Below are 16508 nucleotides of genomic sequence, written 5' to 3' on the forward strand. Positions count from 1 at the left end.
CGGTGAGAGGTGGCGACATGAGCATCAACGACGAAGACATCACGCCCGAGTCCGCATCCGGCGGGGAGGGCACCGCCGACGGCGGAGCGAACCCCGGCGGCCACGACGGCGGCGCCGACGGCTCGGCTTCGGCGGGCGAGGGCACCGCTGACGGCGGAGCGAACCCCGGCGGCCACGACGGCGGCGCGGACGGCTCGGCCGACGAGGGCGAGGGCACCGCTGACGGCGGCGCCAACCCCGGCGGCCACGACGGCGGCGCCGACGGTTCGGCCTAGTGACGGACGAAGAGCGCGGGCCGATCCGTCGGCCCGCGCTCTCGCGTTGCATCCGGGTCGACGAGCAGGTCTTCGCGGACGAGTACTGGGGGCGGAAGGCCCTGCTGTCCACCGCCGAGGAGCTGGCGACACGTCCGGGCAACGAGCACGGTTTCGAGAACCTGTTCACTGCAGCATCCGTCGATGAACTCGTCACCCGTCGCGGGGTGCGCACGCCGTTCATCCGCATGGCGCGCGAGGGCACGGTGCTGCCGCCGTCGGCCTTCACCGCGCCCGGGGGCTTCGGCGCCGAGGTCGGAGATCAGGTCGCATCGGAGAAGGTGCTGAAGGAGTTCGCCTCCGGCGCCACCATCGTCCTGCAGGGGCTGCACCGGCTGTGGCCGGCGATCATCGACTTCACGCGCGAGCTCGTGTTCGACATCGGTCACCCCGCGCAGGTCAACGCGTACGTGACCCCGCCCTCGTCGCAGGGCTTCTCGCCGCACTACGACACGCACGACGTCTTCGTCCTGCAGGTGGCGGGCGAGAAGCACTGGGTCATCCACGAGCCGGTGCTCGACAATCCGCTCGCCAGCCAGCCGTGGGGCGAGGTCGGCGACGAGGTGGCCGCGAAGGCGAAGGGCGAGCCCGCGATCGACGCGGTGCTGCGCCCCGGCGACGCGCTGTACCTGCCGCGCGGATGGATCCACTCCGCGACGGCCCTCGGCGACACGTCGGTGCACCTGACGGTCGGCATGTCCGCCTACACGGGCGCCGACGTCATCGACGCGCTGCTGGGTGTCGTCCGCGACGTGCCCGACCTCCGCGCCTCGCTGCCGCTCGGTGTGGACCTCTCCGATGCGGGCCAGCTCGAGGACGTCGTCGCGCAGACGATCGCTCGCCTGACCGAGGCCCTCGCCGGTGCCGACACCGCTCCCGTCTCGCGCGCCCTGTCGTCGCGATTCGAGCGGTCGGTGCGGCCCGAGCCCGTGGCGCCGCTGGCGGCCGTGGCAGCTGCCGCCGCCCTCACGCCCGAGACCGTCGTGCGATGGCGGGCCGGCGTGCGCGTGCGGCTCGAGGATGCCGGAGAGCGCGTGCGCATCGTCACTCCGGCGGTCACGCTGGGTCTGCCCGCCGAAGCCCGCCCGGCGCTGGAGGCCCTCTCGCAGGGCGGGCCGATCGCCGTGCGACAGCTCCCCGGCCTCGACGAGGACAGCGCCGTGGTCGTCGTGCGTCGGCTCCTCCGCGAAGGGCTCGTGGTGGCGTGACCGACGCGATGGCGCCGATCGAATGGCGTCCGTGCAGCGATCGGGCCCGTGAGCGGAGCGATCCGCTCGCGGGCACCGGGCCGCGCGGCATCCGCTGGCTGCTCATCGAGGTCGCGGCGGCCTGGGGGCCGAGCGCCCTGCTCGACCCGCCGTTCGATCCGGTGCTCGGGCGCGCGATCGTCACCCGCGCCGAGGCGGAGGGCATGCGTGTGCTCGCCATCCGCCGCACGGGTCGGGAGCGGCACAGTGAGGAGCCCGGCGGCGCGTGGGCGATCGCCGACTCGCGCCCGGGGCAGGAGAGCATGCGCTGGGGCCGCTATGCCGACCTCGAGGAGCTGCGAGACCTGCCGCTCGACGGAAGCTCGGGCGTGGCATCCGACCGCCTCCTCTTCGGCGTATGCACCCACGGCCGGCACGACCAGTGCTGCGCCGTCCGCGGGCGCCAGGTCGTCACCGGGCTCGCCGCCGCCTATCCGGAGGAGACGTGGGAGTGCTCGCACCTGGGCGGCGACCGCTTCGCCGGGACGATGGTCATGCTCCCGCACGGGCTGTACTACGGCTATGCCGACGACGCGGATGCTGCAGCCATCGCCGCCGCGGCGCTCGACGGCCGCGTGGTCGATGCGTTCTACCGTGGCCGCAGCTCGCTGAGTCACCCGGTGCAGGCCGCCCAGCACTTCGCCCGCGAGGCGCGGGGCGGGGACCGCATCGACGACTGGGCGCCCCTGGCGGAGGCCCGCACCGAGGACGGCTGGACCGTCACCTTGCAGGGACCGGACGGACCCGTCGAGATCGCGCTCGGCGAGGACGCGTCCGAGCCGCTCCTCTCGACATGCGCGGCCCGGCGGCCGGTGCAGGTGAGGCACTACCGGCTGGACGGCATCCGCGACGGAGTCCGGGCCGGCTGAACTCCGCTCGCGAACCTCGCGGCCGTGGCGGGTGAGCGCGAAAGCCGGCCGTCGTGGCGACGATGGACCTCGCCGGCCCGGGTGTACTCTGACCGCGACCCCGAACCGACGAGCACACCATGGCCCGCAGTCGTCCCGGAGGCGTGACCCTCGTCGCCATCCTCGCCTGGATCTCCGGAGCGCTGAACGTCATCGGCGGCGCGGTCCTGCTGCTCACGGCGCCCGCCTCGGCCGCCCCCGGCGCCGCCGTCCTCGGCGGCATCATCGGCGTCGTGCTGGGTCTCGCCACGATCTTCGTGGCGGTCGGCCTCTGGCGCGGCAGCAACCTCGCGCGCACCATCGCCACGGTCGTCTTCACGCTCAACCTGATCAACGGCATCGTGACGATCTTCACCACGGCCGGCAACGCGTGGTCGGGGGTCGTCTCCGCCCTGTTCGCGCTGATCGGCATCGTCCTGCTGTGGACGAAGGCGGCCAGCGCCTTCTTCCGCCGCTGACGCACCACCGCTGACGCACCCCCGCGCGCAGCGCGAAACGCCCCGGAGCCGAGAAGCTCCGGGGCGTTTCCCGTGCGTACGGCTGCCGATCAGGCCGCGAGCGGGATGGCTCCGACCAGCACGCCGACCGCCAGCATCACCAGCGACACGATCGTCGCGCGCCACAGCACCTTCTTGTGGTGGTCGCCGAGGTTGACGTTCGCGAGCGAGACCAGCAGCAGGATGGCCGGTACGAGCGGGCTCTGCAGGTGCACGGGCTGGCCGGTGATCGACGCACGCGCCATCTCGACCGGCGCGATGCCGTACGTCGAGGCGCTCTCGGCGAGGATCGGCAGGATGCCGAAGTAGAACGCGTCGTTGGACATGAAGAACGTGAAGGGGATCGACAGCACGCCGGTGATGACGGCGAGGAACGGACCCATCGACGACGGGATGACGGTGGTCACCCAGTTCGCCATCGCGTCGACCATCCCGGTGCCGTTGAGAACGCCCACGAGCACGCCGGCGGCCAGCACCATCGAGACGACGCCGACGATGGACGGCGCGTGCGCGACGATCTCGTCGGCCTGACCCTTGAGCTTCGGGAAGTTGACCACCAGGGCCACCGCGGCACCGACCATGAAGATGTAGGGCAGCGGGAAGAGGTCCAGCACCAGCAGCACCATGACGGCCAGCGTGAGCGCGAGGTTGAACCAGATCAGCTTCGGTCGGAGGGTCTTGCGGTTCGGGTCGAGCATCGTGTCGGCCATCGCGGTGTCGCTCGCGTCGACCACGCCGGTCGCGGTCATCGGCGCGCGGCCGCCCGAGACGGTGACGAGGTTGCCGGTGCGCAGCGTCGCGCGTGCGCCGGGCTTGGGCTCGGCACCGCGGAAGATCGCCGGGCCGCCGAAGAAGCCGTCCTTCTTCGTGGCGTCGAGCTTCGTGGTGTCGATGGAGCCGGCGAGGCGCTTGCGCTCCGACAGGCCGAGGAACCAGGCGAAGGCCAGCGAGACGATCAGGCCGGCGGCGAGGGACGGCAGCATCGGCACGAAGATGTCGGTCGGCTGCAGACCGAGCGCGCTGGCGGCACGGACAGTCGGGCCGCCCCACGGCACGATGTTCAGCGTGCCGTTCATCAGGCCGGCGACGCACGTCAGCACCACGGGGCTCATGCCCAGGCGCAGGTAGATGGGGAGCATCGCCGAAGTCGTGATGATGAATGTGGTGGAGCCGTCGCCGTCGAGCGACACAGCGCCGGCGAGGATCGCGGTGCCGAGCACGACCTTGGCGGGGTCGTCGCCGAGGAGGCGGGTGATGACGCGGATGAGCGGGTCGAACAGTCCGACGTCGATCATGATGCCGAAGTACATGATCGCGAACATCAGCAGCGCGGCGGTGGGCGCCAGCTTGCCGATCGAGTCGATGATCATGTCGCCGAGTCCCAGTCCGGCGCCGGCGAAGAGGCCGAAGACCGTCGGCACCAGGATCAGCGCCACCATGGGCGTGAGTCGCCGCGTCATGATCAGCGCCATAAAGGCGAGCACCATGGTGAAGCCCAGGGCGACCAGGATCCCCTCGGACGGCACGAAGGCCAGGTCGTAGCCCTCGTCCGCGGCGGTGATCACCCGGTTCAGTGCTGTGATGTCCATCTCGACTCCCTCGTCTCCACCCGCGCGTCCGTGCGCGGGCTTCAACGGAATCTACGAAGCACCGGACTGATGCGCGCGCTATGCCGCATTCCCTCGCCTTCTGCGCGTAGCGTGAGTTCCGCGCATTCTGCTCATGCGCGGGCGGCCACGTCGATGCGGCCGCCGACACATCGGCCCCGAGGAGGCGGCATGCGGTTCAGCACCCGGCTCCTCCTCGTGCAGCTCGCGACCGTCGTCTCGGTCGTGCTCGTCTGCGCGGTGTTCTTCCTCCTCCTGGCGGTGCAGCAGCTGCGCGCCGAATCGGAGTCGTCCGCCCTCAACATCGCCCGCACCGTCGCCGTCGGCCCCGAGGTGCGCGAGCTGGTCGCGGCCTTCTCCGAGGATCCGGGGACCCCGGATGCCGCGCAGCTGCGCGACGGAGTGCTGCAGGCCCTCGCCGGCGACATCAGCGCCCGCACCGACGCGCTCTTCGTGGTCATCACCGACGATCACGGCATCCGCCTCGCGCACCCGAATCCGGATCTGCTGGGGCAGGTCGTCAGCACGCCGTTCGCCGACGTGCTGGCCGGAAAGGAGGTCGTCGACTGGGAGCGGGGCACCCTCGGCGAGTCCGCGCGGGCGAAGGTGCCGATCTACCCGGTGGCGGGTCTCCGGCCGGTGGGCGAGGTGAGCGTCGGGTTCGAGACGGCGAGCGTGTTCGACGACCTGCCCGCGGTGCTCGCCGCGGTCGGCCTGGCGGCGCTGGGCGCGGTCGGCCTCGCCGCACTGGCGAGCGTGCTCATGCGCCGACGGTGGGAGCGCGTGACCCTCGGCCTGCAGCCGGAGGAGCTGACGGCCCTCGTGCAGAATCAGGCCGCGGTGCTCGACGGCGTCGACGACGGCGTGATCGCCCGCGACACGGACGGCGTGATCCGGGTGTGCAACGCCACCGCGCAGCGACTGCTCGGCGCGCGGGATCCGGTCGGACGCACGCTCGCCGAGGCGGGGGTGCCCGCCGAGGCCGTCGCGCGCATCGACGCCTCGGCCGCCACCCTAGTGGCATCCGACGTCAGCCGCGCGACCGGCGGCGACGCGGGCAGCGATGCCGACGGCATCCTGATCGACGGTCATCTGGTCTACCTCGATGTGCGCGCCGTCCGCCGCGACGGTCGCGACCTGGGCGACATCATCCTCGTGCGCGATCGCACCGACCTCATCGCCCTCACGGAGCGGCTCGAGACGGTGCGCGCGATGACGAACGCGCTGCGGGTGCAGCGGCACGAGTTCGCCAACCGCATGCATGTCGCGGCCGGCCTCATCGACGCGGAGCGCGTCACGGACGCGCGGGAGTTCCTGAGCGATCTGGTCGAGCGGGGCAGCGTCGATTTCCCCGTGGAGAACCTCGACCTCGTGAGCGACCCGTTCCTGCAGGCCTTCCTCGGCGCGAAGGCGCTGGAGACGGGGGAGCGCGGGGTGCGGCTGGGCGTCGGTGACGACACCCAGCTCTTCGGCGCGATCCGGCGCGAAGAGGACGTCGCCGCCGTGCTCGGCAACCTCATCGACAACGCGGTGGATGCCGCAGTGCATGCTCCGGCGCCGCGCTGGGTGCACGTCAGCCTGCTGGACGACGGAGATGCCCTGGTCGTGACGGTCGCCGACTCCGGCGACGGGATCGCGCCCGGCACCGACGTCTTCGCGCGCCGGAGCTCGGACGGAGAGGATGACGCGGTGCACGGTCACGGCATCGGACTGACCCTGTCGCGGGAGATCGCCCGTCACCGCGGCGGCGACGTGTGGGTGATCGACCCGGGCGGTCCGGACGGCGACGGGGCCGTCTTCGGTGCGCGCCTGCCGGACAGTGTGGGAGGTGCAGGCGGATGACCGAGCCCATCCGCGTGCTCATCGTCGACGACGACTTCCGCGTCGCCGACCTGCACCGCGACATCGTCGACCAGCGACCGGGCTTCGCGACGCTGCCGCCGGCGCGCTCGGTGGGCGAGGCGAGAACGGCCATCCGGCGGGACGCGCCGGATCTGGTGCTCGTCGACGTCTACCTGCCCGACGGCGACGGCATCGACCTGGTGCGCTCCGCGGGGCTCGACGCGATCGTGCTGTCGGCCGCCACTGACGCGCCCACGGTGCGTCGGGCGCTCCGCGCCGGCGCGCTGTCGTACATCATCAAGCCGTTCGAGCGGCGGGCGCTCGTGGAACGGCTCGACCGCTACGCCCGCGCGCGCAACCTGCTCGCGGAGGACCGCCCGCTCACCCAGGAGTCGCTCGACCGGGCGCTCGCCCTGTTGCACGTCGCGGGGGAGCCGGCCTCCGTCTCCCGCACTGCGACGGAGCAGCTCATCCTGTCGACCCTCGGCGTCGCCGAGTCCACCGCCACCGAGATCGCGGAGAAGGCCGGACTCTCGCGCGCCACCGCGCAGCGGCACCTGGCCGCGCTCGCCGGCCGTGGGGAGATCGAGGTGCGCCTGCGCTACGGCACGACCGGCCGGCCCGAGCACCTCTACGTCCGCCGCGGCGCCTGAGCGCAGCATCCGCTCGGGAATACGCGAGCACGTCTGCGCGTCATCTTCTCCATGACTCAGAAGACGTGGTTCATCACCGGCACCTCCCGCGGATTCGGACGCGAATGGACCGAGGCGGCCCTCGAGCGCGGCGACCGCGTGGCCGCGACGGCGCGAAAGGTCGAGTCGCTCGACGATCTCGTCGAGCGCTACGGCGACGCGATCCTCCCCATCGCCCTGGACGTCACCGACCGCGACGCCGACTTCGCGGCCGTCGCGCAGGCGCACGAGCACTTCGGCTCGCTCGACGTGGTCGTCAACAACGCCGGCTACGGCCAGTTCGGCATGATCGAGGAGCTCAGCGAGCAGGAGCTGCGTGACCAGCTGGAGACGAACGTCTTCGGCGCGTTCTGGGTGACGCAGGCGGCGCTGCCGTTCCTGCGCGCGCAGGGCAGCGGCCACATCATCCAGGTCTCCTCGATCGGCGGCGTGTCCGCGTTCCCGAACCTCGGCGCGTACCACGCGTCGAAGTGGGCGCTCGAGGGATTCTCGCAGGCGCTCGCCGCCGAGGTGTCGGAGTTCGGCATCCACGTGACGCTCGTCGAGCCCGGCGGCTTCGCCACCGACTGGTCGGGCGACAGCGCCCGGCACTCCGAGCCGATCGCTGCCTACGACGCCGGTCGCGAGCGTCGTGCGCAGCAGCGCGCGGCCGTCTCCGGCCAGCCCGGCGACCCGAACGCGTCGGCCGCGGCTCTGCTTCGGATCGTGGACGCGCCGGAGCCGCCGCTCCGCACCTTCTTCGGCGCCGCCGCCTTCGACATCGTCCGCCCCGACTACGAGGCGCGCCTGGCGAACTGGGAGAAGTGGGACGACGTCGCCAAGCTCGCTCAGGGCTGACCCCGTCGGTCGTCTTCCGGGGGAGGATGAGCGTGTGATTGCACCGCTCCTCCTCCTCATCGACATCCAGCGCGACTACTTCCCCGGGGGACGGATGCCGCTGGTCGGCCCGGACGCGGCGGCCGACGCCGCCGCGCAGCTGCTCGCCGCACAGCGCTCGCACGGGGGCGCCGTCGTGCACGTGCGCCACGAGAGCCCCTCCGGGTTCCTCGAAGCGGGCACGCCCGGCGCGGAGATCGACTCGCGCGTCGCGCCCGCCGGCGACGAGGTCGTGGTGGTCAAGCACGCGCCGAACGCGTTCGTCGAGACGGAGCTCGACGACCTCCTGCGCGCCCGCGGCGTGACGGAGCTCATCGTGGCCGGGATGATGACGAGCATGTGCGTCGATGCGACCGTCCGCGCGGCATCCGATCTCGGCTACACCGTCACGGTCGCGGCCGACGCGTGCGCCGCCCCCGACCTCTCGTTCGCGGGCACCGAGGTGCCCGGGGCATCCGTGCACGCGGCGTTCCTCGCGGCGCTCGGCAGCGCGTATGCGCGCGTCGCGCCGGTGGCCGAGCTCATCTGACGCGGGGCGTCAGGGCGGTCATGCGGAGGGGATGACGGGAATCGAACCCGCGCTATCAGCTTGGGAAGCTGAAGTTCTGCCATTGAACTACATCCCCGGGCACCGCCTCGCGGCGGTCCGGCCAGCATAACAAACCCGGATGCCGCAGCCTCCCGCTCGTGCGCGCAGCTCGGGCGCCGGTCAGACGGACAGAACAGCGGGTCTGTGCGACGACACGCCACCCCACAGCACCCGTCGCTCGGTGTGTTGCCGGGCATCCCCGCCGGATTGTTCGCGCGGCGGCGGGGATGCGCTGGCCGAACTTCACGGATCCGGCGGCGGTAGGGTCCGGATCGGGCTGCCCGGGCGGGATGGCGGCCGGATCGGTGGAGTTGCACACCGGGCCGGGAAGGCGGAGTCCGGGAAGCGGCGGATGCCGGAGGCTGCTGTGGCGGACAGGACGGCGGGTCGTCTCGTCGACACGCCGAGCCGCCGCATCCGTCACTCGGCGTGTCGTCGGAGATCTCCGCCGGAATGTTCGCGTGGGAGGGTGACCGTCCCCCGCCGGATTGATCGCGGCGGACGGTGGCCCCCACCCGCCGCCGCCGAACCCCGCGGGCTAGGCTGGGCGCGTGCTGCTCTCGGACCGCGACATCCGCTCGGAGATCGATGCCAAGCGCATCGGACTCGACCCGTGGGACCCGGCGATGGTGCAGCCGTCGAGCGTGGACGTGCGGCTCGACCGGTACTTCCGGCTGTTCGACAACCACAAATACCCGTTCATCGATCCGGCGAAGGATCAGCCCGATTTGACGCGCCTCATCGAGGTCGAGCCCGACGAGCCGTTCATCCTGCACCCGGGCGAGTTCGCGCTCGGGTCGACCTTCGAGCGCGTCACGCTGCCCGACGACGTCGCGGCGCGGCTGGAGGGCAAGTCCTCGCTCGGGCGCCTCGGACTGCTGACCCACTCCACGGCGGGGTTCATCGATCCCGGGTTCACCGGTCACGTGACCCTCGAGCTCTCCAACGTCGCGACGCTGCCGATCACGCTGTGGCCGGGCATGAAGATCGGGCAGCTCTGCTTCTTCCGCCTGTCGTCGCCGGCGGAGAACCCGTACGGCTCCGGCCCGTACGGCAACCGCTATCAGGGTCAGCGCGGGCCGACGGCGTCGCGCTCGGCGCAGAACTTCCACCGCACCGACGTCGGCACGAGCGATGCCGGAGCCGATGGCCGCTGAGCGTCGGCGGCGCAGGCGCCCGCATCCGATCTGGACGGTGCTCGCCGCGACGGTCGTGGTCGCCGCGCACCTCGCGCTCGGCGCGGTCGTGATCGTGCCCGCGGTGGCGGAGACCCTTCGTCCGTCGCCCGTGGGTGGAGTTCCGGATGCTGCGCCCACTGCTCCGGTCGCGATCGAGGGTGCCGCGGCATCCGTCGGAAATGCGGGTCTGGTCGATCGGGAATGGGCCGAGAGCATGTCGTCGCGCAGCGGGATCCCGGTGCGGGCGCTGCTCGGCTACGCCGGCGCGGAGATCGCCGTGCGCGCGGAGAACCCGCAGTGCGGGATCGGCTGGACGACGCTGGCGGCGCTCGGGCGGATCGAGTCCAGCCACGGCCGGCACGACGGCGCGGCCATCGACGACGACGGCGTCACGCGACCCGGCGTGTGGGGGCCGGACCTCGACGGCGACGGCAACGCGCTCATCGCCGACAGCGACGGCGGCGCGATCGACGGGACGGCGGAGATCGACCGCGCCGTCGGGCCGCTGCAGTTCATCCCGGAGACGTGGGCGTCCTGGGGCGCCGACGGTGACGGCGACGGCCGCGCGGATCCGCAGCAGATCGACGATGCCGCGCTCGCGGCGGCGCGCTACCTCTGCCACTACGGCGATCTGACCCAGCCCGAGCCGTGGCGGACGGCGATCTTCGCCTACAACCATCTCGACGTGTACGTCGACGACGTCGCCGCACAGGCCGACCGCTACGCCGCAGCCGCTCGGCGCTGATTCCCGGACACGCCGGAGGCGCCCCGGGGTGACCCGAGGCGCCTCTGGTTCATCTTCGGCGGTGCGTCAGACCTGCGGGCCGGCCGACATGCGGGATGCCGCGGCCGCTCCGGCCTCGAAGCCGCGCTCGAAGGCGCGCTCGGCAGAGCGGCTCGCACCCCCGCGGCCGCGCTCATGCCCGCCGAAGCCGCGCTCGCCGGAGCCGCGCTCGCCGGAGCCGCGCTCGCCGCCGAAGCCGCGACGGTGCTCGTGCGAATGCTCGCCGTGGCCGCAGCCCTGACCGCGCTCGTGGCGGTGCCCGGAGCCCGGGTACTCGCCCCGGAACTCGGGGCGGTGGGCGTCATCGTGGTCGTGGCGACCGCGACGAGGACCCTCGCCGGGACCGAAGCCGCGGTGCGCGTTGCCGCGTTCGCCGTCGAAGGGCCGGGGGCGGTCCTCCGAATCGGGACCGAAGCCGCCGGGGCCGAAGCCCCCGCCGCGGCCGAAGCCGCCGAAACCGGGACCGAAGCCGGGCCGGAAGCCCGGACCGAAGCCTCGGCGCCCGAAGCCCCGGGGTCCGAAGCCGCGTCCCCGCGGCATCCGTCCGCTGCCGTCCCAGCCGAACTCGCGCGCGATCTTCTTCAGCGAGCCGATCAGGGCCTCGAACTCCTCCTCGGACACGGCGCCGAGCACCCGTGCCCGGATGGCGTCGACCCGGTCCTTCATCGCGTCGCGCTGCGCGCGTCCGGCGTCGGTCAGGGCCCAGGAGTCGTCGGTGCGTGCGATGAGCCCGTCGTCCTCGAGGCGGCGCAGAAGCTTGCCGCCGCGCTTGCTCTCGATCTTCGAGAGACGCGCGAGCGCCGCGTCGCCCATCTCGCCGGAGAGGAGGTTCAGCACGATCCACGCGCGGCGGTCGAAGCCTTCGTCGCCGAACTCGGCGTCGAAGGCGGCGGTCAGGTGGTGGTCGACGAGCCGCAGCCAGAAGCCCAGCGGCCGCTGCTCGTCGGAGTGGTCCGCCTCGGGGGCGGTGGAGGTGTCGTCGTTGTTGTTGTTCATGTCGTTCTCCTTCGCGGCGTCTGCGCCGCTGTCGGGGGTGGAACCGGGGTCGAGGGTGTCGTCCTTGCTGTTGATGTCGTTCTCCTTCGCGGCGATCTCGTCGCCGTCGTACGTGGTGGGGTCTGTGTCGTCGTTGTGGAAGCCGTTCACGGCTCTCCCTTCTCGCCGGTGCGGTGCTGCGGCAGTGAGTGCGGCAGCGGGCTGTCGCGGCGGTGGTGCATGTCATTATGCATGCATATGTAGTGTGACATGTGTTCCCATCGCATGTCAAGTGGCATGTAAATTGGGAGGATGCCGGACCGTACGCCCTCCTCGACGCCCGACCCCGCAGAGCAGATCGTCAGCGCTCTCGCGACGTTGCGAGGCAGACGGATGCCGCGACCGCCCTGGGACGAGAAGGGTCCCGGTGGAGACGGCCCGTGGCAGCGCCGCGGGATGCGGTTCCCCGACGGCCGCGGCGCCTCGGGGGCCGCGGCCGGATCAGAGCACGACGGCCATGCGCACGGCGGCTTCCCGCACGGGCCCCACGGGATGCGTGGCATGCCCCCGTGGGCGGCCGGCATGCCCCCTCGCTTCGGCGGGCCCGCGCGCATGCGCCTGCTGGAGGCGCTGGCCGCGGCATCCCATCCCCTTTCGATCAGCGAGATCGGCGATGCTGTCGGCGTCGACCAGCCGCGCGCGTCGCGGCTGGTGCAGCAGTCGGTCGAACTCGGGCTCGTGCGCCGGGAGGCGGATCCCGCCGACGCGCGGCGCTCCCGTGTGGTGCTCACCGATGACGGGAAGGCCCTCATCCGGGGTTTCCGCGGCGAGCGCCGCGGGGCCGTGGAGTCGGCGCTGGGCGACTTCACCGAGGCGGAGCGCGTCGAGCTCGCGCGTCTCCTGACGAAGCTGGCGCAGGCGTGGCCTCAATCGTGATTTGAGGGGAGGCGGCGGCGTGCTACGTTCAGCCGACCCGTCAACCTGAGGAAACCCTATGAGAAGCCCCAGAGTCGTGACTTCCGCTCTGACCGCCGTCCTCGCGCTCGCCCTCGTGGCGGCCGTCCCCGCTCCGGCGTTCGCCGCCGACGAGCCAGCAGAGGACAGTCGCGCCGGTTACCGTGAAACGTCGGAGGCGACGGCGGCGCCCGAGATATCGGCCGCGGCGACGGCGGGCGTCACCGCTTACGTGCAGTACAACGACTACGGTGCGCTTCGGCCCGCTGAAGGCATCACCGTCTCGATGTGGCGGTTCAGCGACGAAAGCGGTTTCTTCGAGCCTGTGGCCGTCTCCGGCGACCCGATATCGGGTGGGCGCTTCTCCGCCGATGTCGCGGAGGCTGGCCGATACGCCATCCAGTTCACCGCGGACCCGTACTCGCCCGTCGGCTCGGAGTACTACTCGGACGCCCGGTACTTCTTCGAGCGGACGGATGTCGTCATCGGAGAGAACGAGGTGAAGGACCTCGGCACCGTCACGCTCGAGCCGCGCGTGTTCGATGTGTGGCGACTAGCCGGCCCTGATCGATTCGCAACAGCGGTCGCGATCTCCAACTGGATCATCGCGGACGAGTACCGTGCTCCGGTCGTCTACGTAGCGAATGGCTACAAATTCCCGGATGCTCTCGCGGCAGGACCGGCCGCCACGTTGGGTGGCGGCGTGTTCCTCCCCACCGCACCGGATTACCTTCCGGGCTCGATCTCCGAGGAACTTCGTCGCTTGAACCCGTTGCGCGTCGTCATCGTCGGTGACGCGAACTCCGTGTCCGACGCGGTCGTGACGTCCATCCGAAACACCGTCGGCACGGGCGCCGTCGTCGACAGGATCGGCGGCGCCACCAGGTATGAGACGGCGTCCCTCATCGTGCAAGACGCATTCGGTTCGATCGGAAGCCCGTATGCGATCGTGGCCACGGGGGCGAACTTCCCGGACGCACTGGCCGCCGGCCCGGCTGCCGGCTACATGGGCGCGCCGGTACTCCTCGTCAACGGGGTCGGTCGGCTGGACGACGCCACACGCTCACTTTTGAGCGGGTTGGGTGTCACAAAGGTCGTGGTTGCGGGAGGGCCGACAACCGTGAGTCTCGGGCTCGAAGGCGATCTGCAACAGGCGCTGGGCGCCGACAACGTCATTCGGCTGGCTGGCGTGGATCGATATGAGACGGCGGGCCTCATCAACGACTGGGTGTTCGGTGACACGGACTTCACTGTGTTGGCGAACGGTTACGGGTTCATCGACGCACTGGCGGGTGGACCGCTGGCGGGAGCTTTACGCGCTCCGCTGTACCTGTCGGACACCAACTGCCTCCCGTGGCCGACCGTGGACGGATTGCTCGTGCGTCGTGCGTCCGGTGCCGTGGTCCTCGGGAGCGAGGCGACCCTCAGCCGGAATGTCGCCGAGCTCGGTTCCTGCTGACCTGAGCTGACAGCAACAGACGAGGGACGGGATGCCGCGGCATCCCGTCCCTCGTCTGTTGCCGGTTCCAAAACCTGTATGCAAGCGTTATACGAAAGCGGCACCGGGAGGATCAGACTGTGAGCGCGCGGCACACACGCCGCATCGCACCCCGGAAAGGGCGGCTCATGTCCACCTCGTCATTCATCACGGCAGCCGGTCTCGTCCTGGCTGCACTGCTCGGGGCCGCGGCACCCGCCGCGTCGGCACAGGAGCAGCCCACCGTGCAGGTCGCGCCGGCCTCCGTCGCCGTCGGCGAGGTCGCGACGGTGACCGCGACCGGCCTCGGCGGGCTGGAGAAGGCCTTCTTCGGTCTCGGCGATCCGTCCGCGGGCGCGCTCTCCGTCGACAAGACGACCTTCGGAACGACGGTTGAAGCTCCGGTCTCCAACGGCACGGCGGTGGTGTACTTCCGCGGCACGGTGGCGGGCACCGTGACCATCGCCGTCGGGACCGGCGAGACCTCGATCGCGCAGGGCACGGTCACCGTCACCGGCTCCGCGCCGGCAGGAGCCATCATCGAGCTGTCCACCTCCTCGCCGAAGGTCGGCGAGGCCGTGACGATCACGGCGAAGAATCTCGGAGGCCTCGAGTCAGCGGTCTTCGGCACCGGCGCATCGGCGCAGCAGGCCGCCATCACGCCGTCGTCCTCGCCGGTGAGCAACGGTACGGCGACGGCAACGTTCACCGCCACGCAGCCCGGCACCTACTCGATCGACGTGACCGACGGCGAGACGCCCCTCGCCTCCACCGAGATCACCGTCAGCGGGTCGTCGCCGACGCCGTCGGCCACGCCGTCCGCCGTCACCACGCCGTCTTCCTCCGCCGCACCGGCACCGGCGCCCGCCTCCGACGGAACTCCTATCGGCCCGATCATCGCCCTGGTCGTGCTCGTCCTCGTCGTGATCGGGCTGGTCGTCGCCCTGGTCGTCCGCACGCGACGCAAGGCCGGCTCGGAGAGCTGACGCGCGGCCGGAAACCCCGAAGGCGATCCCTCTTTCGTGTCAGCTGACGCGCTGGATCTTGGGGAGCTTGACGAAGAGCAGCAGCACCAGGCCCAGTGCGAGCACGACGACGATCCCGAGTACGCCGTAGATGGTCGAGCCGAAGACGGCGATGAACAGGGTCCACAGTGCGGGGGAGATGAAGCTGGCGACGCGACCGGTCGTGGCGTAGAGGCCGAAGATCTCGCCCTGCATACCCGGCGGGGTGGCTCGGGCCAGGAGCGACCGGCTGGCCGCCTGCGCGGGGCCGACGAACGCCGAGAGCAGCAGGCCGCCGGCCCAGAAGACGATCGCGCCGACGTCGTGCAGGGCGAAGACGAAGACGCCCATCGCGATGAGTCCGATCAGAGCGGCCACGATGACGTTGCGGGCGCCGAAGCGGTCGTCGGCGCGGCCGGCCAGGATCGTCGAGATGCCCGCCACGACGTTGGCCGCGATGCCGAAGATGAGCACCTCGTTGTCGGTGAACCCGAACGCCACCGCCGCGAGGATGCCGCCGAAGGCGAAGACGCCGGCGAGACCGTCGCGGTAGACGGCGCTGGCGAGGAGGAACCAGAACGTCGGCGGGTGCTCGCGATACAGCTTCGCGATGTCGCGCACGAGGATGCCGTAGGAGGCGAAGAAGCCGACCCGGGGTGCGCGCTCGAGCGGCGGACGCTCCGGGACGTTGAGGAACAGCGGAAGGGCGAACAGGATCGTCCACAGGCCGCAGCCGGCGGCGATGACGCGGTAGGCCATGCCGTTCGAGGTGTCCATGCCGAACCAGCCCAGCTGCGTGAGGATGACCACGAGGGTCAGCGCCACGATGCCGCCGATGTAGCCGAGGCCCCAGCCGAGACCGCTGACCTTGCCGATCGTCCGCGGCGTCGAGACCTGCACGAGCATCGCGTTGTAGTTCACGCCGGCGATCTCGGAGATCACGGCGCCGAGGGCGAGCACGATCGCGCCGTACCAGAAGAAGACGGGGTCGGCCTGGACGAAAAAGAGCGCGAACTGCGCAACGGCCAGCAGCAGGGTGAAGGCCATCAGCCACTGCTTCTTCCGCCCCGACCGGTCGGCTGTCTGCCCGAGGACGGGCGCGAGCAGCAGGATGAGGAGCCCCGCGAGCGTGGTCGCCAAGCCGTAGCCGCTGGTGAGGTCGGCCAGCGCGCGCTCGCGCGCCGGGTCGCCCGCCGGCAGCGCGGCGATGTCTGCGGGGAGGAAGTTGTCGGACACGAGATAGAGCGATGCGAAGACGAACGTCAGGATGACGGAGTTGAAGGGCTGCGTCGCCCAGTCCCACATCGCCCACGAGACCACCTGGCGCCGCGGGACCGGCTCGTCGGTGAGCTCGCGCGCCATCGGACCGATGGCGCCGGTGTTGGCCGTGGGCGGCGGCACCGGGGCCGAGGGCGCAGGATCGGGTTCCATGTGCGTCACGGTAGGACCTCTCGGTGAACGTGCGGTGCACCCTGCCGGGAGAGGTCGGAATCCGGATGCCGCGGCGCGCCGTCACGCCGCCCGCTCAGGCTAGCGCGGCGCGCGGTCGGGTCTGCCGCCCTCG

General features: G+C 71.4%; 16 protein-coding genes and 1 tRNA gene. 13 read left to right on the forward strand and 4 right to left on the reverse strand.

What is annotated here, in order from left to right; genetic code table 11:
* The first annotated feature begins 17 nt into the window (after nt 1–17).
* The 4 genes from ABC304_RS04495 (at nt 18) to ABC304_RS04510 (ending at nt 2927) form a co-directional block, all read left to right on the forward strand.
* Nucleotides 18–275: a BatC protein gene (locus tag ABC304_RS04495; RefSeq protein WP_412929136.1), complete on the forward strand. Its 258-nt coding sequence runs from the start codon at nt 18–20 to the stop codon at nt 273–275.
* Entirely contained in the window at nt 275–1522 is a 1248-nt protein-coding gene (locus ABC304_RS04500; RefSeq protein ID WP_412929137.1) for a cupin domain-containing protein, read from the forward strand. Before ABC304_RS04495 ends, ABC304_RS04500 begins: the two co-directional genes overlap by 1 nt.
* Nucleotides 1519–2430 (forward strand): ferredoxin family protein, encoded by a 912-nt coding sequence (locus ABC304_RS04505; protein WP_412929139.1) that lies wholly within the window; start codon nt 1519–1521, stop codon nt 2428–2430. Before ABC304_RS04500 ends, ABC304_RS04505 begins: the two co-directional genes overlap by 4 nt.
* A gap of 119 nt (nt 2431–2549) precedes the next feature.
* Nucleotides 2550–2927, forward strand: coding sequence for a hypothetical protein (locus tag ABC304_RS04510; RefSeq protein ID WP_412929140.1), 378 nt, complete (start codon nt 2550–2552; stop codon nt 2925–2927).
* 89 nt (nt 2928–3016) lie between these two features.
* Here the strand turns inward: ABC304_RS04510 and ABC304_RS04515 are convergent, their stop codons facing one another.
* Nucleotides 3017–4555 (reverse strand): CitMHS family transporter, encoded by a 1539-nt coding sequence (locus ABC304_RS04515; protein WP_412929142.1) that lies wholly within the window; start codon nt 4553–4555, stop codon nt 3017–3019.
* 189 nt (nt 4556–4744) lie between these two features.
* Here ABC304_RS04515 and ABC304_RS04520 point away from each other — a divergent pair, with 189 nt between their 5' ends.
* Genes ABC304_RS04520 through ABC304_RS04535 form a run of 4 tightly spaced genes read left to right on the forward strand, consistent with a single transcriptional unit; the run spans nt 4745 to nt 8512 of the window.
* Nucleotides 4745–6415 carry a sensor histidine kinase gene (locus tag ABC304_RS04520; RefSeq protein ID WP_412929143.1) on the forward strand — a complete coding sequence of 557 codons (1671 nt, stop codon included), beginning with the start codon at nt 4745–4747 and terminating at the stop codon, nt 6413–6415.
* Complete coding sequence (locus ABC304_RS04525) at nt 6412–7068, forward strand: response regulator (protein WP_412929145.1); 657 nt, start codon at nt 6412–6414, stop codon at nt 7066–7068. Before ABC304_RS04520 ends, ABC304_RS04525 begins: the two co-directional genes overlap by 4 nt.
* A 51-nt stretch (nt 7069–7119) precedes the next feature.
* On the forward strand, nt 7120–7944 hold the full coding sequence (locus ABC304_RS04530) for an SDR family oxidoreductase (RefSeq protein WP_412929146.1): 825 nt from the start codon (nt 7120–7122) through the stop codon (nt 7942–7944).
* Nucleotides 7945–7978: 34 nt separating this feature from the next.
* Nucleotides 7979–8512, forward strand: a complete 534-nt coding sequence (locus tag ABC304_RS04535; RefSeq protein WP_412929148.1) for a cysteine hydrolase family protein — start codon at nt 7979–7981, stop codon at nt 8510–8512.
* A 26-nt stretch (nt 8513–8538) separates the two neighbouring features.
* On the opposite strand, the gene ABC304_RS04540 is transcribed toward ABC304_RS04535, so the two are convergent.
* A tRNA-Gly gene (locus ABC304_RS04540) sits at nt 8539–8609 on the reverse strand.
* A gap of 514 nt (nt 8610–9123) precedes the next feature.
* Between ABC304_RS04540 and dcd the strand changes: the two genes are divergently transcribed.
* Both dcd and ABC304_RS04550 read left to right on the forward strand, forming a co-directional pair.
* Nucleotides 9124–9729, forward strand: a complete 606-nt coding sequence (gene dcd, locus ABC304_RS04545; RefSeq protein ID WP_412929149.1) for a dCTP deaminase — start codon at nt 9124–9126, stop codon at nt 9727–9729.
* Nucleotides 9719–10495: a lytic transglycosylase domain-containing protein gene (locus ABC304_RS04550; RefSeq protein WP_412929150.1), complete on the forward strand. Its 777-nt coding sequence runs from the start codon at nt 9719–9721 to the stop codon at nt 10493–10495. The genes dcd and ABC304_RS04550 overlap by 11 nt, the downstream gene beginning before the upstream one ends.
* 66 nt (nt 10496–10561) lie before the next feature.
* On the opposite strand, the gene ABC304_RS04555 is transcribed toward ABC304_RS04550, so the two are convergent.
* The gene (locus ABC304_RS04555) at nt 10562–11680 is read right to left on the reverse strand and encodes a MarR family winged helix-turn-helix transcriptional regulator (protein WP_412929151.1); all 1119 of its coding nucleotides are present in this window, start codon (nt 11678–11680) and stop codon (nt 10562–10564) included.
* Between the two features lie 141 nt (nt 11681–11821).
* Between ABC304_RS04555 and ABC304_RS04560 the strand changes: the two genes are divergently transcribed.
* From ABC304_RS04560 to ABC304_RS04570, 3 genes are all read left to right on the forward strand, one after another.
* Nucleotides 11822–12445 (forward strand): MarR family winged helix-turn-helix transcriptional regulator, encoded by a 624-nt coding sequence (locus tag ABC304_RS04560; RefSeq protein ID WP_412929152.1) that lies wholly within the window; start codon nt 11822–11824, stop codon nt 12443–12445.
* 115 nt (nt 12446–12560) lie between these two features.
* A complete protein-coding gene (locus ABC304_RS04565) occupies nt 12561–13922 on the forward strand; it encodes a cell wall-binding repeat-containing protein (RefSeq protein WP_412929154.1) in 1362 nt (453 codons plus the stop codon).
* 167 nt (nt 13923–14089) lie between these two features.
* Nucleotides 14090–14926, forward strand: coding sequence for a hypothetical protein (locus ABC304_RS04570; RefSeq protein ID WP_412929156.1), 837 nt, complete (start codon nt 14090–14092; stop codon nt 14924–14926).
* A 39-nt stretch (nt 14927–14965) separates the two neighbouring features.
* On the opposite strand, the gene ABC304_RS04575 is transcribed toward ABC304_RS04570, so the two are convergent.
* Nucleotides 14966–16375 (reverse strand): MFS transporter, encoded by a 1410-nt coding sequence (locus tag ABC304_RS04575; RefSeq protein WP_412929158.1) that lies wholly within the window; start codon nt 16373–16375, stop codon nt 14966–14968.
* Nucleotides 16376–16508: the final 133 nt, after the last annotated feature.

This window comes from Microbacterium jepli, from assembly GCF_047237905.1.
Lineage (GTDB): Bacteria > Actinomycetota > Actinomycetes > Actinomycetales > Microbacteriaceae > Microbacterium.